Origin of the sequence: Serratia proteamaculans, assembly GCF_013337185.1 — a bacterium.
In the GTDB taxonomy this organism is placed as follows: domain Bacteria; phylum Pseudomonadota; class Gammaproteobacteria; order Enterobacterales; family Enterobacteriaceae; genus Serratia; species Serratia proteamaculans_D.
Genome location: NZ_SWDE01000001.1, coordinates 735,385 through 757,088, shown reverse-complemented (window position 1 = coordinate 757,088; position 21,704 = coordinate 735,385). Strand labels below are relative to the sequence as shown.

The 21,704-nt window shown below is 55.8% G+C and carries 23 protein-coding genes; 11 read left to right on the top strand and 12 right to left on the bottom strand.

Translation table 11 applies throughout. The features are described 5' to 3' along the window. The 4 genes from araH to FCL49_RS03480 all read left to right on the top strand — a co-directional run bounded on the left by araH (window position 1) and on the right by FCL49_RS03480 (window position 4,187). Window positions 1-984 (top strand): L-arabinose ABC transporter permease AraH, encoded by a 984-nt coding sequence (araH, locus tag FCL49_RS03495; protein WP_012144977.1) that lies wholly within the window; start codon window positions 1-3, stop codon window positions 982-984. 98 nt (window positions 985-1,082) lie between these two features. Next, window positions 1,083-2,000, top strand: a complete 918-nt coding sequence (gene araC / locus FCL49_RS03490) for an arabinose operon transcriptional regulator AraC (protein ID WP_135316396.1) — start codon at window positions 1,083-1,085, stop codon at window positions 1,998-2,000. Window positions 2,001-2,081: 81 nt separating this feature from the next. Beyond that, on the top strand, window positions 2,082-3,122 hold the full coding sequence (locus FCL49_RS03485) for an oxidoreductase (protein WP_174352449.1): 1,041 nt from the start codon (window positions 2,082-2,084) through the stop codon (window positions 3,120-3,122). Window positions 3,123-3,188: 66 nt separating this feature from the next. After that, the gene (locus FCL49_RS03480) at window positions 3,189-4,187 is read left to right on the top strand and encodes a bile acid:sodium symporter family protein (protein WP_174352448.1); all 999 of its coding nucleotides are present in this window, start codon (window positions 3,189-3,191) and stop codon (window positions 4,185-4,187) included. Between the two features lie 120 nt (window positions 4,188-4,307). Here the strand turns inward: FCL49_RS03480 and add are convergent, their stop codons facing one another. The 9 genes from add to FCL49_RS03435 all read right to left on the bottom strand — a co-directional run bounded on the left by add (window position 4,308) and on the right by FCL49_RS03435 (window position 11,512). Continuing rightward, on the bottom strand, window positions 4,308-5,306 hold the full coding sequence (gene add / locus FCL49_RS03475; RefSeq protein WP_174352447.1) for an adenosine deaminase: 999 nt from the start codon (window positions 5,304-5,306) through the stop codon (window positions 4,308-4,310). A 187-nt stretch (window positions 5,307-5,493) separates the two neighbouring features. Next, complete coding sequence (locus FCL49_RS03470; RefSeq protein ID WP_174352446.1) at window positions 5,494-6,090, bottom strand: AAA family ATPase; 597 nt, start codon at window positions 6,088-6,090, stop codon at window positions 5,494-5,496. Continuing rightward, complete coding sequence (locus tag FCL49_RS03465; RefSeq protein WP_174353452.1) at window positions 6,087-6,524, bottom strand: PTS sugar transporter subunit IIA; 438 nt, start codon at window positions 6,522-6,524, stop codon at window positions 6,087-6,089. The genes FCL49_RS03470 and FCL49_RS03465 overlap by 4 nt, the downstream gene beginning before the upstream one ends. A 9-nt stretch (window positions 6,525-6,533) precedes the next feature. Next, window positions 6,534-6,803, bottom strand: coding sequence for a hypothetical protein (locus FCL49_RS03460; RefSeq protein ID WP_174352445.1), 270 nt, complete (start codon window positions 6,801-6,803; stop codon window positions 6,534-6,536). Window positions 6,804-6,876: 73 nt separating this feature from the next. After that, on the bottom strand, window positions 6,877-7,719 hold the full coding sequence (locus FCL49_RS03455) for a class II fructose-bisphosphate aldolase (RefSeq protein WP_115184764.1): 843 nt from the start codon (window positions 7,717-7,719) through the stop codon (window positions 6,877-6,879). Next, window positions 7,706-9,073 (bottom strand): PTS sugar transporter subunit IIC, encoded by a 1,368-nt coding sequence (locus tag FCL49_RS03450; protein ID WP_174352444.1) that lies wholly within the window; start codon window positions 9,071-9,073, stop codon window positions 7,706-7,708. The genes FCL49_RS03455 and FCL49_RS03450 overlap by 14 nt, the downstream gene beginning before the upstream one ends. Beyond that, window positions 9,066-9,380 (bottom strand): PTS sugar transporter subunit IIB, encoded by a 315-nt coding sequence (locus tag FCL49_RS03445; protein WP_012144987.1) that lies wholly within the window; start codon window positions 9,378-9,380, stop codon window positions 9,066-9,068. The genes FCL49_RS03450 and FCL49_RS03445 overlap by 8 nt, the downstream gene beginning before the upstream one ends. A 10-nt stretch (window positions 9,381-9,390) precedes the next feature. Continuing rightward, complete coding sequence (locus FCL49_RS03440; protein WP_174352443.1) at window positions 9,391-10,371, bottom strand: 6-phosphofructokinase; 981 nt, start codon at window positions 10,369-10,371, stop codon at window positions 9,391-9,393. 385 nt (window positions 10,372-10,756) lie between these two features. After that, complete coding sequence (locus tag FCL49_RS03435; RefSeq protein ID WP_174352442.1) at window positions 10,757-11,512, bottom strand: DeoR/GlpR family DNA-binding transcription regulator; 756 nt, start codon at window positions 11,510-11,512, stop codon at window positions 10,757-10,759. A gap of 100 nt (window positions 11,513-11,612) precedes the next feature. On the opposite strand from FCL49_RS03435, the gene FCL49_RS03430 reads away from it, so the two are divergent. The 6 genes from FCL49_RS03430 (at window position 11,613) to FCL49_RS03405 (ending at window position 16,690) form a co-directional block, all read left to right on the top strand. After that, window positions 11,613-12,209, top strand: a complete 597-nt coding sequence (locus FCL49_RS03430) for an NUDIX domain-containing protein (protein ID WP_174352441.1) — start codon at window positions 11,613-11,615, stop codon at window positions 12,207-12,209. Beyond that, a complete protein-coding gene (locus tag FCL49_RS03425; protein ID WP_174352440.1) occupies window positions 12,206-12,583 on the top strand; it encodes an NUDIX hydrolase in 378 nt (125 codons plus the stop codon). The genes FCL49_RS03430 and FCL49_RS03425 overlap by 4 nt, the downstream gene beginning before the upstream one ends. A 470-nt stretch (window positions 12,584-13,053) precedes the next feature. Continuing rightward, the gene (locus tag FCL49_RS03420; RefSeq protein ID WP_174352439.1) at window positions 13,054-14,010 is read left to right on the top strand and encodes a 2-keto-3-deoxygluconate permease; all 957 of its coding nucleotides are present in this window, start codon (window positions 13,054-13,056) and stop codon (window positions 14,008-14,010) included. A 20-nt stretch (window positions 14,011-14,030) separates the two neighbouring features. After that, the gene (locus FCL49_RS03415; protein ID WP_217434288.1) at window positions 14,031-14,372 is read left to right on the top strand and encodes a UxaA family hydrolase; all 342 of its coding nucleotides are present in this window, start codon (window positions 14,031-14,033) and stop codon (window positions 14,370-14,372) included. A gap of 11 nt (window positions 14,373-14,383) precedes the next feature. Continuing rightward, the gene (locus FCL49_RS03410; protein WP_099061868.1) at window positions 14,384-15,556 is read left to right on the top strand and encodes a UxaA family hydrolase; all 1,173 of its coding nucleotides are present in this window, start codon (window positions 14,384-14,386) and stop codon (window positions 15,554-15,556) included. Between the two features lie 381 nt (window positions 15,557-15,937). After that, window positions 15,938-16,690: a FadR/GntR family transcriptional regulator gene (locus FCL49_RS03405; RefSeq protein WP_174352438.1), complete on the top strand. Its 753-nt coding sequence runs from the start codon at window positions 15,938-15,940 to the stop codon at window positions 16,688-16,690. A gap of 37 nt (window positions 16,691-16,727) precedes the next feature. Here the strand turns inward: FCL49_RS03405 and FCL49_RS03400 are convergent, their stop codons facing one another. Together FCL49_RS03400 and malX are read right to left on the bottom strand one after the other, a co-directional pair. Next, window positions 16,728-17,909 carry a MalY/PatB family protein gene (locus FCL49_RS03400; RefSeq protein WP_174352437.1) on the bottom strand — a complete coding sequence of 394 codons (1,182 nt, stop codon included), beginning with the start codon at window positions 17,907-17,909 and terminating at the stop codon, window positions 16,728-16,730. After that, window positions 17,902-19,521 carry a maltose/glucose-specific PTS transporter subunit IIBC gene (malX, locus tag FCL49_RS03395; protein WP_174352436.1) on the bottom strand — a complete coding sequence of 540 codons (1,620 nt, stop codon included), beginning with the start codon at window positions 19,519-19,521 and terminating at the stop codon, window positions 17,902-17,904. The genes FCL49_RS03400 and malX overlap by 8 nt, the downstream gene beginning before the upstream one ends. A gap of 225 nt (window positions 19,522-19,746) precedes the next feature. Between malX and FCL49_RS03390 the strand changes: the two genes are divergently transcribed. Beyond that, window positions 19,747-20,778 carry a Mal regulon transcriptional regulator MalI gene (locus tag FCL49_RS03390; RefSeq protein ID WP_174352435.1) on the top strand — a complete coding sequence of 344 codons (1,032 nt, stop codon included), beginning with the start codon at window positions 19,747-19,749 and terminating at the stop codon, window positions 20,776-20,778. Between the two features lie 2 nt (window positions 20,779-20,780). Here the strand turns inward: FCL49_RS03390 and FCL49_RS03385 are convergent, their stop codons facing one another. Beyond that, window positions 20,781-21,668 (bottom strand): LysR family transcriptional regulator, encoded by an 888-nt coding sequence (locus FCL49_RS03385; RefSeq protein ID WP_217434289.1) that lies wholly within the window; start codon window positions 21,666-21,668, stop codon window positions 20,781-20,783. Between the last annotated feature and the right edge of the window lie 36 nt (window positions 21,669-21,704).

Here is a 21,704-nt window from a genome sequence, read left to right as displayed (position 1 = left end):
ATGTCGACCATAACGACCCATTCGGTGAAAAAACGCAACGGCCTGGGGCTGGCGCGAATTTGGGACAGCTACGGCATGCTGGTGGTATTTGCGGTGCTGTTTTTAGCCTGCGCGCTGTTTGTGCCCAACTTTGGTTCCTTTATCAATATGAAAGGGCTGGGGCTGGCGATTTCGATGTCCGGCATGGTGGCCTGCGGCATGCTGTTCTGTCTGGCCTCCGGTGACTTTGACCTGTCGGTCGCTTCGGTGATTGCCTGCGCCGGGGTCACCACCGCGGTGGTGATCAACATGACCGAAAGCCTGTGGATCGGCGTGGCCGCCGGTCTGTTACTGGGCATGGTCTCCGGGTTGATTAACGGTTTTGTGATCGCCCGGCTGAAAATCAACGCGCTGATCACCACCCTGGCTACCATGCAGATTTTCCGCGGGCTGGCTTACATTATCTCCGACGGTAAAGCGGTAGGCATTGAGGACGAACGCTTCTTCGCCCTGGGTTACGCCAACTGGCTGGGCCTGCCGGCACCGATCTGGATCACCGTCGCCTGTTTGATCCTGTTTGGCTTCCTGCTCAACAAGACCACCTTTGGCCGCAATACGCTGGCGATTGGCGGTAACGAAGAGGCCGCGCGGCTGGCCGGGGTGCCAGTCGTACGCACCAAAATCGTGATCTTTATGCTGTCCGGGCTGGTGTCCGCCGCCGCCGGCATCATTCTGGCTTCGCGCATGACCAGCGGCCAGCCGATGACCTCAATTGGCTATGAGCTGATCGTGATCTCCGCCTGTGTGCTGGGAGGCGTGTCACTGAAAGGTGGCATCGGTAAAATTTCCTACGTTATCGCCGGTATTCTGATCCTGGGCACGGTGGAAAACGCCATGAACCTGCTGAATATCTCGCCATTCTCGCAGTATGTGGTGCGCGGCGTGATCCTGCTGGCGGCGGTGATTTTCGACCGGTACAAACAGCAGGCCAAGCGCAGCGTTTAAATTGCCAACCCTGTTCACAGTTCTGTTATCGGCCCGGGCAGTTATCTGCCGGGCCGCTAAGCTGGAGTATTGTTACCAAAGCCGTTCCGGGAGGACAGATGTATCATCGCATGGCGCAGGAACCGCAGCCCAACCCGCTGTTACCGGGTTACACCTTTAACGCCTATCTGGTGGCGGGGTTGACGCCCATTATGGCGGACGGTCCGCTGGATTTCTTTATCGATCGCCCCGGCGGCATGAAGGGCTACATTCTCAACCTGACCATCAAGGGCCAGGGCAAGGTGTTTGACGGCGAAGATACCCTTTACTGTAATCCTGGCGATCTGCTGCTGTTTCCGCCCAAGGCGGCGCATTACTATGGCCGTTCACCGGACAGCGACTGCTGGTATCACCGTTGGGTGTATTTCCGTCCGCGCGCCTACTGGGCCGACTGGCTGGAATGGCACAGCAAAACCCATGAGGTGGGGCGGCTGACCTTGCCGAACAATAACCTGCTGCTGGAATTTGATCGGTTGTTCGCCAATATCGAACAGACTCAGCGCTCCGGTCGCCGCTTTGCCGAAGAGCTGGGGATGAACCTGCTGGAGCGTCTGCTGTTGCGCGCGATGGAGGAAGACCCGCTCAGCCCGCAGAAAATTATGGATCCGCGGGTGATCGAAGCCTGTCAGTTTATCACCGGCAACCTGGCCGGCGAGCTGCGGATTGACGAAGTGGCGCGGCATGTCTGCCTGTCGCCATCGCGGTTGGCGCATCTGTTCCGCGAGCAGGTGGGCATCAATATTCTGCGCTGGCGCGAAGATCAGCGGGTGATCCGCGCCAAGCTGCTGTTGCAGACTACGCAGGAGTCGATCGCCACCATAGGTCGGGTGGTGGGTTATGACGATCAGCTGTACTTTTCCCGGGTATTTCGCAAGCGGGTGGGGGTCAGCCCGAGCGATTTCCGCCGCCGCAGCCTGGAGATAAACTATCCGGCCAGAAATCAGCGTGAACAGCCTTTCGCTATGGGCACGAATTAACATTAAATTTACTTCTTGTTCCTGCCTGCATCATGGTGTCAAATCTGATGGGTCTATTGCGAGCCAGTAAGAGGAAACACCATGGCAGAAAAAATTCGGGTTGGGCTGGTCGGTTACGGCTATGCCAGCAAAACCTTTCATGCGCCGCTGATTGTCGGCACTCCCGGCGTAGAGCTGGCTGCCGTTTCCAGCAGCGATGCCGGTAAAGTGCATGCAGACTGGCCGTCGATGACGGTAGTCAGCGATCCGCAGGCGCTGTTCAACGACCCCTCTATCGATCTGATCGTCATTCCTACCCCCAACGATACCCACTTCCCGCTGGCACAGCAGGCCATGGCCGCCGGTAAACATGTGGTGGTGGACAAACCGTTTACCGTGACGTTGTCACAGGCTCAGGAATTAAAACAGCAGGCGGAGCAGAGCGGCAAGTTGTTGTCGGTGTTCCATAATCGTCGCTGGGACAGCGATTTTCTGACGCTTAAGACGCTGCTGAAAGAAGGCGCGCTCGGCGAGGTGGTTTATTTCGAATCTCATTTCGACCGCTTCCGGCCAGAAGTGCGTCAGCGCTGGCGTGAGCTGGGCGGCGCAGGCAGCGGCATTTGGTACGATTTGGGGCCGCACCTGATCGACCAGGCGCTGCAACTGTTCGGCAAGCCGGAAACGCTGTTTGTCGATCTGGCCGAACTGCGTCCGGGCGCGCAGTCGGTGGACTATTTCCACGCGGTGCTTAACTACGGCAAGCGCCGGGTGGTGCTGCATGGCACGGTGCTGGCGGCGGCGGAAACCGCGCGTTATATCGTGCATGGCACCCAGGGCAGCTTTATCAAGTTTGGTCTGGATCCGCAGGAAGACCGGCTAAAAGCCGGTGAGCGCCTGCCGCAGGCCGACTGGGGTTATGACATGCGCGATGGTGTGGTGACGTTGTCACGCGATGGCGTGCTGGCGGAAAAACCGCTGCTGAGTATTCCGGGCAATTACCCAGCCTATTACGCGGCGGTGCGCGATGCGATTAACGGTGTAGGTGAAAACCCGGTACCGGCCGCCGATGCCATCCAGGTGATGGAACTGATCGAGCTGGGCCTGGAATCGGCAAAACAGCAAAGAGCGCTGCCGGTAGCCTAACCGCCGCGCTTGCTTATCCGGGTTCGGCTGACCGAACCCGCCATACTCCTCGAAGGATCCGGTTCCATGTCCTGGTTACAACGTCTGCGCATTGATAAATTTCTGCTGGTTTTGATTCTGGTGGTGATTGTCGCCTCGGTTTTCCCCTGCGAAGGGATATGGAAAACCTTCTTTGATCGCCTGACCACCGCCGCCATCGCGCTGCTGTTTTTTATGCATGGCGCCAAGCTGTCGCGTGAGGCGATTATCGCCGGTATGGGCCACTGGAAGCTGCATCTGGTGGTGTTCCTCAGCACCTTTGCGCTGTTCCCACTGCTGGGGCTGGCGATGAATTTGATGGTGCCGGGGCTGATGACGCCGACGGTCTATATGGGCTTCCTTTATCTGTGTGCGCTGCCGGCCACGGTGCAGTCGGCCATTGCCTTCACTTCGGCGGCGGGCGGTAACGTGGCGGCGGCGGTCTGCAGCGCTTCGGCATCCAGTATCCTCGGCGTTTTCCTCTCGCCATTGTTGGTGGGCGCACTGATGCACACCCAGGGCGGTGATACTGACGTGTTGCACGCCATCGGTTCGATCATTTTGAAACTGATGGTGCCCTTTGTGGTGGGCCATCTGGCGCGGCCGCTGATCGGCAAATGGGTCGATCGCCACCGCAAGCTGATTAATCTCACTGACCGGTCATCGATTCTGCTGGTGGTGTATACCGCCTTTAGCGCCGCAGTGGTAGAGGGAATTTGGCACAAGATTGACGGCTGGTCGCTGCTGACCATCCTGGTGATGTCTCTGGTGCTGCTGACGGTGGTGCTGATTATCAACACCTATGCCGCGCGTTGGCTGGGATTCAATACTGCGGACGAGATCACCATTGTGTTCTGCGGTTCGAAAAAGAGCCTGGCGAACGGTATCCCGATGGCTAACGTGCTGTTCCCGGCGGCCGCGGTGGGCGCGATGGTGTTGCCGCTGATGATTTTCCATCAGGTGCAATTGATGGTGTGTGCCGTGCTGGCCCAGCGCTATGCGCGCAAAACCGCCAAACAGCGGGCAGAAGTGCTGACGGCGAAGTAAAAAATGGGCGTCCCCCTCTCCAGGGGGAGAGGGCCGGGGTGAGGGGCTTTGCACCCATTTTGCATGTATCCCCTCACCCTAACCCTCTCCCAAAGGAGAGGGAACAATGATTCAATGCAATCAGCCGCGAACTTTATCGCGCAGCGCCTGCTTTTCCTGCTCGCTGAGGAATGCCATTTTCAGGCCGTTTTCCTGAGCGGTGCGGATCTCCGCCTCTGTCAGCCCGGCCTGTGGTGCCGCGACCCGATATTCGTGTTCAATTTCGATGCCCTGAACCGCCGGATCGTCGGTGTTGATCGACGCCATGACGCCGTGGCGCAGGAATTTGGCCAGCGGATGCTGCGCCAGTGACGGCACTGTGCTGGTCTGAATGTTGGAAGTCAGGCAGGATTCGATACCAATGCCGTGTTCCGCCAGGAAGTCCATCAATGCTGGATCTTCAACGGCTTTCACTCCGTGACCGATGCGCTCGGCACCCAGCTCGCGGATCGCCTGCCAGATGCTCTCCGGACCAGCGGCTTCACCGGCGTGCACGGTGATGCGCAAACCGGCGTCACGGGCGCGATTAAAATGATTGAGGAACAGGCCGCCTGGGAAGCCGAGTTCGTCACCGGCCAGATCCAGCGCGGTAATACCGTCACGGTGGGCCAGCAGGCCTTCCAGCTCTTGCAAACAGGCGGCTTCGCCGAAGGTACGGCTCATGATGCCGATCAGGCGCACATCAATACCCAAATCGCGGGAGCCGGAACGAATGCCATCAATTACCGCTTCCACCACCCCAGCCACCGGCAGCTGGTGCTTCATCGCCATGTAATACGGCGAGAAACGCAGCTCGGCATAGTGCAGACCGGCGTTGGCGGCATCCTCAACGTTTTCGTAAGCGACCCGGCGGCAGGCTTCCAAATCGCCCAGCACCGCCACACCCCAGTCCAGCTTTTGCAAGAAGCTGACCAGATCCGGTTCGGCATGGGTAATTTGCACGTGTGGACGCAGGGCTTCCAGTTCGTCGGCCGGCAGGGCAAGGTTAAACTGACGGCCCAGGTCGAGGATGGTTTGCGCACGGATGTTGCCGTCGAGGTGACGGTGGATGTCGGTCAGCGGAAGGCGGGAGTCAATCATGATGTGCACTCGTTATTTTGTTGTAGGTAAAGTGCAGATCAGTATAAAAACAAAATGATGAAAATTGCCATGTCGTTGCATAAAAAAGTGACTGAAATCACATTAATTGCGATGGGTGCCGCATTTTCAGGCGATGGCGGGAGGAAAATACTCCCGCCTTGTGGTTGGCCAAGGTGTCCTGAACACCTCAACCTACCTTCAGTTTGACGATATTTCCATCGGTCTTGGCACCCACGCCATGTTGCACCAGCCAATCTACCAGCCGGTCGATTTCCAGCGGTAGCGCTTGATCAACGCGGATCACCGGGCCGATGGCCATCGGCATGGCACGTTCGGCCAGCGCCCGTAACTCCGGCAAATATTCTGCGCCAGGATGGCCTGCCGAACGCTGGCCGAGGCGGGCAGCATAGCGCTCGGCCGCCAATTTTGCGGAGATCTGATTCCACACTTCCAAAACCTGAGTTACGCCCGCTTCACGCAGGTATTGCCGCAGCAATTCTCTGGGTTGAAAACCGTACCAGGCGTCAATCACGTAGATACAGCGCTGCGGTGCCTGCGCCACCATAGACCAAATGGCCTGATAGGCGGCGTAACCTAGCCGACGGTTAAGCTCACGATCCACGTTGTCCAACTGCGCCATAAAGGGTTCTTTGATACCGTCGAGGCTCAAATAAGGCAGGCCAAAGTGCTGCGCCAGCGTACGGGCGAGGGTGCTCTTGCCAGAAGCCGGAATGCCATTGACCAAAATAACGGTTTTGTCGCCGCTGTCAGTTAGCGCAGTCATAAGATTTCTACCACCTCTTGCCACAGTTTGGCGGCGCGCAGCTTATCGAGCCGCTGTTTGTTGTCCAGCAACTCGACAATCGCCCGGATGCCTTCTTCAATATGCCGGTTGCTGTCCGTCGCGCCGAACAGGATGACAATATCGGCCTTTTCACTGCCTTGAAAGGCGATGGCCTGCTCCAGCAGCACCATGCTGAAGCAATTTTTGATCACGCCACACTCGGGCCGGGCATGGGGGATGGCAATCCCCTCGTCAAACACATAATAAGCGCCATTGGTCAGCGTATTGTTGATCACCGCCTGGTGATAGGAAGGGTGAATATAGCCGTTATCGACCAAAGGCCTTGCCGCCAACTCAATGACTTTTTTCCAGTCCGTTTCCTGTACGCCGACCTGTATTGCTCCGGCCTCGATCAACAGTTGTTTAATGGTCATCATATTCCCTCAAAGAGACTTCCTGATAATATTGCGCAGCTCGTCCATCTTGATAAAAACCACATCGATATCCTGGCGGTAGTTTTTATTTTTGGCATAAATCTTTAATGCCCGATTATAGGCCAGCATTAATGTTTTATGAATTTCGCCATTTGCCGGCGTGGCGGCCAATTGCTGCTCCAATAAAGTTATTTCGGCTGATATATCATTGGCTTCAGCATCATTGTGCCCGTCGGGTGCCGATTGTTTTTCGCGCAGACGTTTGATGAAGTTAAGCATGATTGTCTCCAGCCCTGACGGGTGCCAGGGCACCAGGGTTGTGGGTTATATTAAAATGAAATTAGAGTTTTATTTATCTAAACAGGCCGATTTTTTCCGTTAATACCTGAGTGACGGCATTATTGGCCGGGATCAGGAATTTGCGCACGCTGTCATTCACCTTGCCCTTTTCAAATGTCTGCATGCAGCGGCCGACCCATTGCACGTTCATCTCGGTGCCCACATTGACCTTTTCAATGCCGCCTGCCACTGCTCGTCGCATGTCTTCATCACTGACCCCGGTACCGCCGTGCAGGACCAGTGGGGTACGGGTGGCCGCGGTGATTTCCGCCAGCCGCTGATGCTGGATATGGGCCTTGCCGGTATACATGCCATGAACGGTGCCGACCGAGACGGCCAACATGTCGACCCCGGTTTCATCGACAAAGCGTTTGGCGTCTTCCACCGTGGTAAAAGTAATATCTTCTTCCGCCACCGCCTTGCCGTCTTCCGAGCCGCCGATAGCGCCCAATTCGGCCTCAACAGAAACGTTGCGCTGGCGTGCAATGTCGATCACCTTGCGGGTATTGGCGATATTCTCGTCCATTTCCAGGTGCGAACCGTCATACATCACCGAACTGAAACCAGCGTCGATCGCGGTCACGATGGAGGCGATATCCGAGCAGTGGTCCAGATGCAGGCAGGTGGGCACATCTTCGCTTTCTGCCAGTGAGCGTACCGAATCAACCAGCAGTTTGTAGCCCAGATACTCGGCGGTGCCGGTCGAAATCTGGATCATCAGCGGGCTGTGGGTGTCCCTGGCCGCTTTGAAAAAGGCCGGCAGCATCTCCAGACAGTGGAGGTTGAATGAGCCTATTGCCTTGAAATCACGGGCTTTGGCCACCGACAACAGCTCGTTGAAGTTATAGAGTTTCATGGACTTTTTCCTCATGGTGCTTGGTTGATTTACCGTTAACAAACCACGCAATCAGCGTGACGAAGATGATGAACAGAGCGATGAACAGCCAGTTGCCCTGGAAGGCATGCCCCATCACCAGGCCGCTACTGATGACGTCGGAGTCGCTGAAGGTCACGCCGACAAAACCGTAGCTTTCCAGCATCGGTACCAGAATGGCGGGCAGGAAGGTGATAAACAGGCCGTGGACCACACCGCCGATCATGGCACCGCGTCGGCCGCCAAGTGCGTTGCCAAAGATGCCTGCGGTTCCTCCGGCGAAGAAGTTGGTCAGCAGGCCGGGCAGGATCATCGCCAGCCCGAACATTGGGAAAACGATCATGCCGATGATGGAACCCAGCGTGGTAGCCAGGAAGCCAACGATCACCGCGTTAGGGGCGTAGGGGAACAGGACCGGGCAGTCCAGTGCCGGTTTGGCATCCGGTACGATGCGCATGGCGATACCACGAAAGGCCGGGACCAGCTCATTGAGCAACAGACGCACGCCGCTGTAGAGGATAAAGACCCCAGCAACAAACTGGATGGCCTGCATAAAGGAGTACATCAGATAATTCATGCCGCCGGCATACTGGGCGATGTACTGAGGGCCGGCGGCCAGTGCGGGGATCAGATACATCGGGATCATCACCACCGCCATCGACAGGTAGGTGTCCTGCAGGAACTTGAAGTTGTCGGGCAGCTCCAGATCTTCGGTTGAGCGTGAGCCTTTACCGACCACCTTGGCGACCGCAGCCTGTACCAGATAGCCGATGGTGCAGAAATGCCCCAAGGCTACGTCATCCGAACCGGTAATCTTACGCACCACCGGCTGGGCCAACGCCGGCATTAACACCGCCATCACGCCGCCAAATATACCGCCGGTCAGGATCAGCGGCAGGCCGGTGAGCCCCGCTTTATAGCCGATCACCGCCCCTATGGTGGCCATCCACAGCAACGCCTGCCCGGTCAGGAAGATGTATTTGAACGGGGTGATACGCGCAATAATGATATTTACCGCGAAAATCACCATCAGGGTCATCGCCACTTCCGAGCCGAGCTCGCGGTTGGCCAGGCCGGCAATGGCGGCGACGTCGGTGATGTAGCCGGTCATGCCGAAGCCGTGAGTGAAGATGCTGTTCAAATAGGTCAGGGCGCCGACAATAATGTTGATACCCGCCATCATGATCAGAAAGCCCAACAGGGTTTTAAAGGTGCCCTCGGCCACTTTTCCGCTGGATTTTTTCTGCAGTATCAGCCCCAGCATGGCGATAAAGGCGATCAGGATCGAAGCCTGACCGAGCAGGTCCTTGACGATAAAGTCAATCAGGCTATTCATGGTGGGCTTCCTTCATATCGCGCTCTTTCAAAAAGGCCACAATCTTTTGCTCAATTTCCGCCTTGTCGGTAAGCCGGTGCAGAATAATCACCCGTTTCTTTTCTTCTTCGCTGGCATCGGCATTTAAAATGTCGGCAAAGGTTTTTTGGGTGAGAATAATATCTGATTTAAAGGCGCTGGCTTCAGAGATAGTGGTGTGATCAATATCTGCCTCAATCTCTAATTTTTTCAGCACCGCCCTTGCGCTCATTTCGATGGCAAAGCTGGAGCCGAGGCCACAGCCACATACGCACAGTATTTTAAGCATGAGTCTCTCCTCAGATTATATTTAATTGCCTGGCGAGTTTATAATGGTGTCCTTCGGTATCAACCAAACGTTTTTGCATGCTGATTAAATCAATAGGGATGGGTTGGTTAGCGGAATTAATAATGACCGCCTTGTTTTTCATGCCGGAGTGAATACAGCGAACCACTTCGCTGGCCATAATAGTGCCCTGATAAATCTCTTCACAGGTAGGGTCGCCATTACGCAGGCCATAACCCATAATGGTTTTACGAATACGTACGCCAATCTTGGGTTCAAGCTGTTTAATCATGGTGTCGATGGCACCCTGAAAACCCGGTGAATATTCTTTGGTATAGCCTTCTGAACATAAAATAATAACGCTGTTTTGTTGTTCCAGCCGCTGGCTTATTTTCTCCGCCAGTTGGCTTAAGGCATATTGGCACTCCGGGATCAGGGCAAAATCCGCATTGGATTTGATCGCCGCCTGCAGCGTCAGTTCCCCGCAGTAACCGCCAAGCAGTTCAATCATAAACACGCGTCCGGGCAGGGCGCGCCCGGTGTTACGCAGTTTGGAAACCTCTTTGATCACCTGTTCGCAGGCGGTGGAAAAACCAATGCTGTAAAGGCTGCCAAAAACATCATTGTCGATGGTCATACCCACGCCAAAACAGTTAATGCCAAATTCGCTAAGGGTATTTAAAAACTGCAACGAACCGTCGCCACCGGCCATAATAAGCACATCAATGTGCAACGCCTTAAACTGTTTGCTGATGGTTTCATATTCACTGGCGACCAGTTTTTTGGCTGTGCGGCCGGAAGACATTATTGGCATCGCTGAAATAGCGTAATCAACCAGGTCACGCCGGCTGATAGCCCGGTGCTGATTAGTCAATAGTCCGGGTATTCCGCCGTTGAACAGAATGATATCGGCCTGCGCCAGTCTGGCAACCTGGAAAATAAAGTTATTGATGCCGGTGACGTCGCCGCCGCTTATTACCACACCGATTTTCATATAGCTGCTCCCAATCTGTTCCGTGGAGCTCATTGTCATTTTTGACATAGCTAAAATTTGCAGGCGATATCACAAAACAATCACAAATATTTTCGTGAATGACCTTGACATGCTGCTGGGTGGCAATGTTTTTGAGAGTAAGATCTCGTTTTTATTGGGGGGGTATAGCGGGGTTTCAAATACTATTTATTAATAATCATCATGTTACCTCTGAATCGCTATAGAGGTATTTGCCAAGGAGGAAATGACTCTTCAGGAAAAAATAAGTTTAATGAAGTGTGATTGCTCTCGCATTTTTATCCGATGCGCGGAGATGAGCAGGAATAAATACGCGGTCAGGATTAATAACCCCGTATTTATTAGGTTATTTAATTCAGGATACCACTCAGGCCTTGATAACCGTCACCCCGGCTTGTTCCAACGGGGTAATCAGTGCGGCGTCGGTTGAACGTTCAACAATAATGCTTTGGGCCAGGGTGATATCGCCAATGGCAAATTGCGAAGCGGCATTCAGCTTGGCGGCAGAGGCCAACACCACGGTTTCGGCTGCACGGGCCGCCAAAGCGCGTTTGATATAGGCCTCTTCAAGATCGCCGGTGCTCAGGCCGGCGGTCGGGTGTACGCCGGTGACGCCCATAAAGTAAATATCGGCACGAATGTGCGACATCGCCTCAACCGCCGCCGCGCCCACGCTGACAATCGAATGTTTGTACAACCGCCCACCGATCAGGATCACTTCCACTTTGGGGTGATCAACCAGGCCGACGGCGACGCTGGGGCTGTGGGTGACGATGGTGGCCTCCAGCGTAGCGGGAAGCTGCCTGACCAGTTCGGCGGAGGTGGTGCCGCCATCAATGATCACTACCTGGCCGGGGGCGATCATTGCCGCAGCGGCTTTGGCGATTGCCCGCTTGGCGGCGGATTCCTGGCCGTTTCTTTCGGCAAAGGTGGCAATGGCCGGGGAGACCGGCAGCGCGCCGCCGTGTACCCGTTGCAACAGTCCTTCGCTGTCCAGTTCGCGCAAGTCACGCCGCAGAGTATCCTCGGACAAGCCGAACATTTCGCTGAGCTGTTTGGCCAGAACCTGCCCGTCCTGGGCCAGTTTTTCCAGAATGATTTTTTTACGTTGGCTGGTGAGCATGGCGTTTCCCCGGTTGAATTTGTTTGCACGAAATACCTTGATCATACACGAAAGTGCACGATAGTATCATTTTCCTTTCCTGGATGTGGAGTTGACCAACATGCTCGCCACTAAAGATCGGGTTCGTATTATTGAAACCCGCGTGCTGTCCGATGACTGGTATCTGCTGAAAAAAACCACCTTTGATTTTCTACGCCGTGATGGCGTATGGCAACGACAAAGCCGTGAAACCTACGATCGCGGTGACGGTGCAACCATTTTACTGTTCAACCGGCAGGCGCAGACGGTAGTGCTGACTCGTCAATTTCGCTTCCCGGTATTCGTCAACGGCCATGACGGCATGTTGGTCGAGGCTGCCGCTGGATTACTGGACAACGCCTCGCCGGAAGAACGCATTCGTGCCGAAGCAGAAGAGGAAACCGGCTATATCGTGCAAAACGTGCAAAAGGTATTTGAAGCCTATATGAGCCCCGGCTCGGTCACCGAGAAGTTGTATTTCTTTGTCGGTGAGTACCATGCCGCCGACCAGGTTAGTGACGGTGGCGGGGTGGAAGCGGAAGGCGAAGACCTGGAGGTGATTGAACTGCCGCTGGCGGAGGCCTTGAGCGCTATTGCGCAGGGGAGCATCGTCGATGCCAAAACCATCATGCTGTTGCAGTTTGTCGCTCTGAACCACACTCTGGGGAATAGGTTATGAAAGCTCAACTGATTTTGATTGCCGGCCCTTACCGGAGCGGCACCGATGGCGACGCACAGCGGATTGCCGCTAATTTGCAGCGGTTGGAGCAGGCGGCGCTGGAGGTGTACCAGCGTGGTCATGTTCCGGTGATTGGGGAGTGGCTGGCGTTACCGCTGGCGGCGGCGGCCGGTTCCACCCAGCATGGCGACGCCATTTGCGAGGAGTATCTCTATCCGGTGGCCCATCGGCTGATTGCCCAGTGTCAGGCGGTTTATCGTATTGAGGGTGCCTCTGCAGGCGCAGATAAGGATGTGTTACTGGCTAATGAATGGGGGTTGAGGGTATATCACAGCGTGGAGGAAATCCCGCAGGCTACAGTCATTTCTGGTTAACGGGAGCACTGCGTGAAGCCGTGCAACTGACGCCCCTGAAAGTTGGCTGGTGTTCACGCAGTGCTGTTTTAAACCGGGGAGCCGGAGCGGGGCTAATTGAGCAAGGTGCTCAGCTCAATGATATGGGGTTCGCTCAGGGTATAAACAATCAGCATGATCAAAGACAAAAAAACATCATCACCAGAATGATGCAATCGCCCCATTGCGTTTAACGGTCAAAGCTTCATCCCTTTACCGCCGTCGTTGGCGGTTTTTTTTATCCTAATAAACTGATTTTATAAATAAATTAGTCATCTCACTGAAACCAGAACCCTTGTCCTGCCTCACTTTGCGCTGCAACCATGATGTAGATCAAGGTTGTTGGTATAACTTGGTATACCATGGTGTTCCATGAGGTCAGCGCAAAGCATCGAACCGCATAGCCAGCCTCAAAAACTTCTGTATAAGCAGGCTGACACTACGAGGCTCAAATGAAAATAATGAAAACCATGCAGCGTTTTCCCGGTGGCATGATGGTGATCCCATTATTGCTGGCGGCGCTGCTCAACACTTTTTACCCGCATGCCTTACGCATTGGCGGATTTACCGAGCAGCTGTTTGTGTTTGGCTCCTCACCGCTGATTGCCCTGTATTTATTGTGCGCCGCTGCCGGTATTAACGTACGCAAAGTCGGACGTCCGCTGGAGAAAGGGGCAGTCCTGTTTGTCGCTAAAGTGGTGTCCGGCATCGTCATTGGCTTGATTGTGGCGCACTTCTACGGCGTTAAAGGCCTGCTGGGTATTTCACCCCTGGCGTTAATTCCGGCGATGACGGCGATCAATGGCGGGCTGTTCGGTGGCCTGGCCGGCGAGTTTGGCGATAACACCGATGTGGGGGCGTTAGCTCCCGTGCTGCTCGGCTGCAGCCCGTTCTTTACGCTGATTGCGTTGGGAGCCTCCGGGTTGATTAGCGTGCCTTATACCGCGCTGCTCGCGGTGATTTTCCCGATGATTGTCGGTTTTGTCCTCGGCAATTTGGATGACGACTGGAAAGAGATGCTGACCAAAGCGCAGAATTTTCTGGTGCCGTTCTTCGCCTGGTCACTGGGGATGAACCTTAACTTCCACCAGTTGGTGGCGGCGGGTGTACAAGGCATCGCGCTGGGAGTCATCACGCTGGTGGTGACTGGCGGGCTGGGGTTCCTCGGTTATCGGTGGTTCTTCCGCGATACCAAACCGGCTGTCGGTGCGGCAATCGGCACCACCGCCGGTCTGTCGGTGGCGTTCCCGGCGGTAGTCGCTCAGGTGGCACCCGGATTTACCCATCTGGCAGCGGTAGCGGCCGCCCAGATTTCGTCCGCGGTGATAGTGACCGCCATTCTTTGTCCTTTGGTGGTCTCGGTGTTAGCAAAACGCTCAACACGCCAGACGGCCAACAAATTTCAGTAATTCATTTAGTGAGGTAAAAAATGTCACAGTCAAAGGTTTTGGCATTAAAAATCATGCCTTGTGATAGCGTTGCCACCGTATTGGAAGATGTACATAGCGGCGATGTTATTACAGTAAAAGACAAGTCAGGAAATACCGAACAAGTTACCGCTCGCGCAGATATTCCATTCGGCCATAAGATCGCGGTTGGGGAATTGAATGTCGGCAACGAAGTGCTTAAGTATGGCGAGAGTCTGGGCGTGGCCACCAAAAAGATCATTATAGGTGACTATGTGCATACCCATAATTTAGAAAGCCAGTACGGTCGCGGAGATATTAATCATGGCGGTCAGGTTATTCACACCCGCGCTTCCCGTTATTAGGAGATAGAATAATGAACAATTCATTTAAATGGTTTGGCTATCGCCGGGAAAATGGTCAGGTAGGCTCTCGCAATATCGTGGCCATTATTCCCGCTACCGTTTGTGTGACCGAAATTGCCCAGGCGATTGTTTATAACACCCAGATGTCGAAAGCTCTGCTGCACCATTGTGGCTGCTGCCAGCTGATGCCGGATCTGAGCCTGGTGACCGAAACCCTGGGCCGTTTGGGCTCTCACCCCAACGTCGGTGCAGCGCTGGTGATTAGCCTCGGTTGTGAAGGGTCCAACGCCGATGAGATCGTCGCGCAGATTGCTTCAACCGGTCGCCCGGTAGAGAAAATTGTGATGCAGGAACTGGGGGGCACCAGTCGCGCCATCCAGCAGGGTATCGATCTGGTGCAGAAAATGGCGATTGCCATTTCCGCCCAGCAGCGTAGCGAGGCCGGTCTGGAAGATCTGGTGATGGGTATCAAGTGCGGTTCGTCCGACACCACTTCTGGCTTGTCATCCAATATGGTGATCGGTCAGATGTCTGACAGCATCGTGGACGCCTGCGGTACGGTACTCTTTGGCGAAACCACCGAATTTATGGGGGCCGAACATATTCTTGCCCGCCGCGGCCGTACGCCGGAAGTGGGGCAGCGCATTTATAAAATCGTCGATGCCATGGAGAAAAGGGCAATGGCGGTCGGTGTTGACATGCGTAACGGTCAGCCAACGCCGGGCAACATCGCCGGGGGGTTATCCACTATCGAGGAAAAATCGCTGGGTGCGATCAATAAATCGGGTTCGCGCACTATCGAAGGGGTGTTGGACTACGCCGATGTGGTACCAGGCAAAGGCCTGTGGATTAAAGATTCTCCGGGGTTTGAGCCGGAAATTCTAACCGGTATTGCTGCCGGCGGTGCGCAAGGTATCGTGTTTTCTACCGGGCGCGGCGCGCCACAGGGTTTCCCGATTGTGCCTGTGCTGAAGATTTGCGGTAACCCACGTACCTATCAGCAGCTTTCCCACGATATGGATATTGATGCCGGTCAGATCATTTTGGGCAACAAGTCGATTGAACAGGTGACAGAAGAGACCCTGACGGCGTTTATGCGGGTGTTATCCGGTGAGCTGACCAAATCGGAAGCCATCAATTACAACCGCACCATGGATATACATACTTACGGCCCTAAAATTTAATACCTGCCTGCAATTCAGGTTGCCCCCACGCTATATTCGTTCGGCGTGGGGCTTTTTAAATCGTCAGGCATATACCCGTCATCTTTCAAGCCGCAGCGTTGTTACCTGCACTCGCTCACCCCAGTAACTTACTCGAGTAAGCGCCTGGGGATGAGCGAGCTAGGCGCCTAGCTGCAACTTGAAAGCTATAGGGTATAGGCTTAGATCGGTGGTGACCCATGTTGAAATTACATCTGTATATGACGCTAATTTTTACATTACTGTTAATCAATTATTATTTTATATTCTTCTCCAGTCATTAAAGCCGTTTCTCCTCAATAGCCCCGTGCTTGTGGCTCCTGCCGTGATGTATGATAACTAAATAGAAAAAACAGGAGCGACATGATGTCAGCACAGCTATTCACCCCAATTCAACGCAACGATCGCCAGCGAGGCGCTACGTTAGCCATGCTGGTGTATGAAACCCTCAAGGATGCGATCGTCAGCGGCCGAATCAAGCCGGGTGAATGGTTGCCGGCTCAGCGTGAACTGGAAGACCAACTGGGGGTTTCCCGTCCGCCAATTCGCGAGGCTTTAACCAAGCTGCAGGCCGAAGGGCTGTTGACCGGCGGGCAGGGTAATGGCCTGCAGGTGGCTGATATGTTCGAAGATGCCCTGGCTTCTCCGCTGAGCAACCTGCTGATTTCCAATCCTCAGGTGCGGCTGGATATTTTGGAGTTTCGTCGCTTGTTGGAAGGGGCCGCCGCGTTCTATGCCGCCAAGCGCAGCACGCCGCAGGAGCATCAGCATTTGCGCCAGCTTTACCAGGAACTGGCGTGGGCTTATACGCAGGGAACCTTGCAAGAAGCCGCGCGGGCGGACGCAAAATTTCACCTGGGAATTATTGAGGCCGCGCATAATCAGGCCATGCTGAGCGTGATGAGCGGATTCTACACAGTATTGCAGGACTCAGTGCTGGATGCGGCCGATACCATTCGTCGTGACAAGCAGAACTGGGATGAGACCGATCGCCACCATCAGCAACTGCTGCAGGCGATCATCGCCGGTGATGCGGAACTGGCTCAGGAACTGGCCTGTGAACACCTGACCTTCCTGCACTCGACGCTGTCTTCTTCGCACCCGACCATCCCTTAAAATACCGGCTCCCCTCAAAAGGAGAGGAGCCGCGCCGTTATCTTTCCCCGGTGAGTGACTTCAGGCCGCTAATCAGCTTATTCATGCCGGCCTCTACCTTGCTGCGCGGACAACCGACGTTCAGTCGCAGAAAGCCCCGGCCTTCTTCGCCATAAGTGAAGCCCGGCATGATGGCGACTTTCTCCTGCTCGATCAGCACCTGTTGTAACTGTTGGTCGTCAATGCCCAGCGGACGCAGATCGATCCAGGCCAGGTAGGTGGATTGCGGCGGTTGCCAGCCCAGTTGCGGGAACGCCTGATGGAGCCTTTCGGCAACGTAGATCAGGTTGTCCTGCAGGTAATCGCGCAGCGCGTCCAGCCAGGGTTCGCCGTGGCGATAAGCGGCAATATGCGCCACTATAGCCAACACCGCCGGGGAGGACAGCCCATCGCGGGCCTTGAGTTGCTGGCTGTAGGCTTCGCGCGTGGCATCATCACTGATAAAGCCGTAGGCCCCGGTCAACGCCGGGATATTGAAGGTTTTGGAACCGGAAGTCAGCAGTGCCCAGGAGGTGGCAGCAACCTGGCTCCACGGCGTATGCTGCCGTTCACCCCACACCATATCCATATGGATCTCATCGCTGATCACCCGCACGTCGTGGCGTTCACACAGCTCGGCCATTTGCTGCAATTCCTCGGCGCACCACACTTTGCCGGTCGGGTTGTGCGGGCTGCACAGCAACAGAATTTTGGTTTGTGGCCGTGCCAGCAACGCCTCCAGATGGGCCATATCACACTGCCAGTCGTTGCCGTCTTTCTGCAATGGGCAGGCCAGCAGTTGGCGCTGATTACCGAGGATCACCTTATAAAAAGCGTCATAGGCCGGGGTGTGGGTGACCACGTATTCCCCCGGTGCCGACCACAGGCGGATTAACTGTGCCACCATGTAAATCACCGACGGGCCATACACCGCCATTTGGGTGTCGATAGGGGTATTAAAGCGTTGTTGATACCAGTGGCGCACCGCCCCGAGGAAATCCTCATGTTGCCAGCGGCTGTAACCCAGCACACCGTGCTGCAGGCGCTGTTGCAGCGCCTCGAGAATGCAGGGGGCGGTGGCGAAATCCATATCGGAAATGGTGAACGGCAGCAGATCATCGCTGCCAAAGCGGTCAGCGATATAATCCCATTGCGTACACCAGGTGCCGTGCCGATCGACCGGGGTGGAAAAATCAAACATTTGACGCTCCCTGCAGGGCCGCAGCCGGAGGCGCTGCCGCTATCAGTGAGTCTAATTCATCTTTCACCGATTGCACCTGCGGGCCGATCACCACCTGCAGATTGTGTTCGTTGAGGTGTACCACGCCGATGGCGCGATTGGCCTTCAACGCCGCGTCATCCACCTTGCTCATGTCGTCGACCGACAGGCGCAGGCGGGTGATGCAGTTATCCAGCGAAACAATATTCTCACTGCCGCCCAGCGCCGCCAAAATGGCCGGTACGTTATAGCCGGATTTGCCGACCGGGCCTGCAGATGCGCTTTGGCTGGCGGCCGTTTCACTCTCGCGGCCCGGCGTTTTGATATTAAAGCGCTGGATGGAGAAGCGGAAAATGGCGTAGTAGGCGGCGAACCAAATGGCCGCGACGACGGGCACCAGATACCACTTGGTGGCAGTGCCGTGCAGGATGCCAAACACCACGAAGTCGATGATGTTGCCGTCGGTGTTGCCGATGGTCACGCCCAGCAGCGCCATCACGGTGAAGCCCAGTCCGGTCAGGACGGCGTGGATCAGGTACAGGAAAGGCGCGACAAACAGGAACAGGAACTCGATCGGTTCGGTGGTGCCACCGACCACGCAGGCCACCACGCCGGAGATCAGCAGGCCCTTAATCTTATGGCGGTTTTCCGGCTTGGCACAATGGTACATCGCCAATGCGGCCCCTGGCAGGCCACCGAGGAAGGCCGGCATCTTGCCCTGGGACAGGAAGCGAGTGGCACTTTCGGCAAAGCCGGTGGTGGTCGGGCAAGAGAGCTGCGCCTGGAAAATGGTCAGCGCACCGCTCACGGTATGACCGCAAACGTCCAGCGTGCCGCCCGCTTCGGTAAAGCGGATCAGCGCCACCAGAATATGCTGCAAACCAAAGGGCAGCAGCAGCCGCTCACCGGTGCCAAACAGCATCGGGCCAAAGGCGCCGGCGCTGTTGATCACCCAGCCCAGACCGGTAATGCCGGCGGCGAACCACGGCCAGATCAGCGGGATCACCAGACCACACAGGCCCAGTACCACGGTGGTGACGATCGGGACAAAGCGGGTGCCACCGAAAAACGCCAGCGCATCCGGCAGGCGAATGGTATGGAAACGCTCATGCAATTTATAAACGATAATCCCGACGATCACCGCCCCCAGAATGCCGGTATCAATCGACTGGATCCCGAGAATGTTCTGGATGTTGTTGGCTTTCAGCACCAGCGGATCGGTGGTGGGTAAAATGCCGGTGGTGGTCAGATAGAAGTTGGTGGCCAGATTCAGCACCGCAAAGCCGACAAAACCGGAGAAAGCGGCGACCCCTTTGTTTTCACGCGCCATGCCGAGCGGAATGGCGATGGAGAACATCACCGGCAGGAAGCTGAAGGCAAAGGAACCGATCTTGCTCATCCAGGTGAACAGTAACTGGAAGGCCGGGTGACCGATAAACGGCAGCAGGGTGATGACATCACGGCTGCTTAGCGAACTGCCGATGCCCAGCATGATGCCGCAGAACGACAACAAGGCGACGGGCAGCATGAATGTTTTGCCCAGGCTCTGGAAAAACTCCCAAAGCGTGATTTTTTGTTTTTTAGGTGCTGGCATAACCGGCGGCTCCTGGCGAAAAAACGTGCGAAAGTGGTGTGTACCCCTGTTAGGTAAAAATAAGATAAAACGTTTTACCTAGCAAAAATGCGCCGCTAATCACAATTTTAGCCTGCACTTTGCGGCGACAATGCTGATGCCAGTAAAACGTTTTACTGGTCAAACCGATTCGGTATACCATTTGTTGCAAGATGCTCAATGCCCAGGATCGGGCTAGCAGAGGTTATGACCATCAAAAAGATCACCATCACCGATGTCGCACAGCAGGCCGGCGTCTCCGTCACGACCGTTTCGCTGGTGCTGAGCGGCAAAGGGCGTATTTCACCCACCACCGTGGCGCGGGTGAACCAGGCGATCGAGCGCCTTGGCTACGTACGTAACCGTCAGGCGGCAACGCTGCGTGGCGGGGAGTCGGGCGTGATTGGTCTGATCCTGCGTGATATTTGCGAGCCGTTTTATGCGGAAATGACCGCGGGCCTGAGCGAGGTACTGGAGGCGCACGGCAAAGTGCTGTTTCTGACCCAAAGCGGGCGTGAAGGCAAAGGGCTGATGCGCTGTTTTGATACGCTGCTGGAACACGGGGTTGACGGCATGGTGCTGGCGGGCGGCGTACGCTCGGCCGAAGGCCTGAAGGAAAAAGCCGCCGAACAGGGGGTGCCATTGGTGTGTGCAGCGCGCTCGAATGGGGTGGAAGGGGTTGATGTGGTGCGGCCGGACAATATGCAGGCGGCTAAAATGGCCACCGAATTTCTGATCAAACGCGGCCACAGCCAAATCGCCTATCTGGGCGGGCAAAGCAGTTCGCTGACCCGCGCCGAACGGCTGGGGGGCTTTTGTGCCACGCTGGTGCAATATGGCCTGCCTTTCCGCTCCGACTGGATTGTCGAATGTGACTGCCATCAACGGGCGGCGGCGGAGGCGGCGGAAAACCTGCTGCGACAGCATCCCAATATCAGCGCGCTGGTTTGCCACAAGGCATCGGTGGCCCTGGGAGCTTATTTTGGCATTGTGCGTAGTGGGCGCAGCATCGGTTCTGAAGGTGTGGATAGCTACTACGGACAGCAGGTGGCGTTGATTGGTTTTGGCGATGTGCCTGAGGCCGAACTGACCGAGCCGCCGCTGACGCTGGTCTCCAGTTCCGCGCGAGAAGTGGGGCGCAGCGCCGCCTCACGCTTGCTGCAACGGATCGCCGACGCCGAGTTACCGCCGCAAAACGTGATTCTGCCGCCGGTGTTGATCAAGCGCGGCTCGGCCTGACCTCATTGCTGTTCGTCCTTGACCTGTTGCTGGATCCAACTGACAAACACTTTCATGGCCGGGGTCATATCGCGTGATTTCAGATGGGTCAGCCAGTAGCCACCGAGATCCGCTTCGGCGCTGAAAGGCCGCTGTAACAGACCTTCACGCAGCTCACGAGCAAACATGCGCGCCGGAGCCAGCGCGACACCGCCGCTGTGGATCGCCCCTTCCACCATCAGTCGGGAAGAGTCGAACACCGGGCCGTTGATGCGCCATGGGGTTATCTGTGCGGCGGCAAACCAGCGTTCCCATTCGTCTTTCCGGTAGCTGCGCATCAGCAATTGGTGTTGCAGATCCTGCGGTGTGTGGAGTTGCCTGGCCACTTCCGGCGGGCAGAGCACCGTCAGTGGGGCATCAAACAGTTTGAGGTTGTGGGTTGCCGGCCAGCGGCCTTCGCCAAAACGGATAGCAAAGTCCATTCCGTCGGCGGACAAATTAACCAGGTTATTGTTGGTTAACACCCGCAGATCGATAAACGGATGCGATTCTCTGAATGCCGCCAGACGGGGCATCAGCCAGCCGACGGCAAAGGTACCGACCACCGCGACCGTCAGCACCTCATGGAAATGCCCGCCCTCAAACTGTTGCAACACCGATTCAATGCGGTCGAAAGCGTCGGTCAATATCGGCAACAGCGCCTGTCCTTCTTCGGTCAAATCCAACCCACGCGGCAGACGGCGGAACAGTTGAATGCCCAGTTGCTGTTCCAGCGTACGCACCTGCTGGCTGACGGCAGCCTGGGTGACGCTCAGCTCCAGCCCGGCGCGGGTAAAGTTCAGGTGACGGGCGGAGGATTCAAACGCCCGCAGGGCATTGAGGGGAAGTCGGTTACGCATAAAGTTAGCCATAAGTTTTTCTTTATGCTGGCTGAAATTCTTATCGCT

What these genes read in the sequence shown, in the direction of transcription:
- araH (WP_012144977.1), top strand. Translation starts at nt 1, where the DNA reads ATGTCGACCATAACGACCCATTCGGTGAAAAAACGCAACGGCCTGGGG.
- araC (WP_135316396.1), top strand. Translation starts at nt 1,083, where the DNA reads ATGTATCATCGCATGGCGCAGGAACCGCAGCCCAACCCGCTGTTACCG.
- FCL49_RS03485 (WP_174352449.1), top strand. Translation starts at nt 2,082, where the DNA reads ATGGCAGAAAAAATTCGGGTTGGGCTGGTCGGTTACGGCTATGCCAGC.
- FCL49_RS03480 (WP_174352448.1), top strand. Translation starts at nt 3,189, where the DNA reads ATGTCCTGGTTACAACGTCTGCGCATTGATAAATTTCTGCTGGTTTTG.
- add (WP_174352447.1), bottom strand. Translation starts at nt 5,306, where the DNA reads ATGATTGACTCCCGCCTTCCGCTGACCGACATCCACCGTCACCTCGAC.
- FCL49_RS03470 (WP_174352446.1), bottom strand. Translation starts at nt 6,090, where the DNA reads ATGACTGCGCTAACTGACAGCGGCGACAAAACCGTTATTTTGGTCAAT.
- FCL49_RS03465 (WP_174353452.1), bottom strand. Translation starts at nt 6,524, where the DNA reads ATGACCATTAAACAACTGTTGATCGAGGCCGGAGCAATACAGGTCGGC.
- FCL49_RS03460 (WP_174352445.1), bottom strand. Translation starts at nt 6,803, where the DNA reads ATGCTTAACTTCATCAAACGTCTGCGCGAAAAACAATCGGCACCCGAC.
- FCL49_RS03455 (WP_115184764.1), bottom strand. Translation starts at nt 7,719, where the DNA reads ATGAAACTCTATAACTTCAACGAGCTGTTGTCGGTGGCCAAAGCCCGT.
- FCL49_RS03450 (WP_174352444.1), bottom strand. Translation starts at nt 9,073, where the DNA reads ATGAATAGCCTGATTGACTTTATCGTCAAGGACCTGCTCGGTCAGGCT.
- FCL49_RS03445 (WP_012144987.1), bottom strand. Translation starts at nt 9,380, where the DNA reads ATGCTTAAAATACTGTGCGTATGTGGCTGTGGCCTCGGCTCCAGCTTT.
- FCL49_RS03440 (WP_174352443.1), bottom strand. Translation starts at nt 10,371, where the DNA reads ATGAAAATCGGTGTGGTAATAAGCGGCGGCGACGTCACCGGCATCAAT.
- FCL49_RS03435 (WP_174352442.1), bottom strand. Translation starts at nt 11,512, where the DNA reads ATGCTCACCAGCCAACGTAAAAAAATCATTCTGGAAAAACTGGCCCAG.
- FCL49_RS03430 (WP_174352441.1), top strand. Translation starts at nt 11,613, where the DNA reads ATGCTCGCCACTAAAGATCGGGTTCGTATTATTGAAACCCGCGTGCTG.
- FCL49_RS03425 (WP_174352440.1), top strand. Translation starts at nt 12,206, where the DNA reads ATGAAAGCTCAACTGATTTTGATTGCCGGCCCTTACCGGAGCGGCACC.
- FCL49_RS03420 (WP_174352439.1), top strand. Translation starts at nt 13,054, where the DNA reads ATGAAAATAATGAAAACCATGCAGCGTTTTCCCGGTGGCATGATGGTG.
- FCL49_RS03415 (WP_217434288.1), top strand. Translation starts at nt 14,031, where the DNA reads ATGTCACAGTCAAAGGTTTTGGCATTAAAAATCATGCCTTGTGATAGC.
- FCL49_RS03410 (WP_099061868.1), top strand. Translation starts at nt 14,384, where the DNA reads ATGAACAATTCATTTAAATGGTTTGGCTATCGCCGGGAAAATGGTCAG.
- FCL49_RS03405 (WP_174352438.1), top strand. Translation starts at nt 15,938, where the DNA reads ATGATGTCAGCACAGCTATTCACCCCAATTCAACGCAACGATCGCCAG.
- FCL49_RS03400 (WP_174352437.1), bottom strand. Translation starts at nt 17,909, where the DNA reads ATGTTTGATTTTTCCACCCCGGTCGATCGGCACGGCACCTGGTGTACG.
- malX (WP_174352436.1), bottom strand. Translation starts at nt 19,521, where the DNA reads ATGCCAGCACCTAAAAAACAAAAAATCACGCTTTGGGAGTTTTTCCAG.
- FCL49_RS03390 (WP_174352435.1), top strand. Translation starts at nt 19,747, where the DNA reads ATGACCATCAAAAAGATCACCATCACCGATGTCGCACAGCAGGCCGGC.
- FCL49_RS03385 (WP_217434289.1), bottom strand. Translation starts at nt 21,668, where the DNA reads ATGGCTAACTTTATGCGTAACCGACTTCCCCTCAATGCCCTGCGGGCG.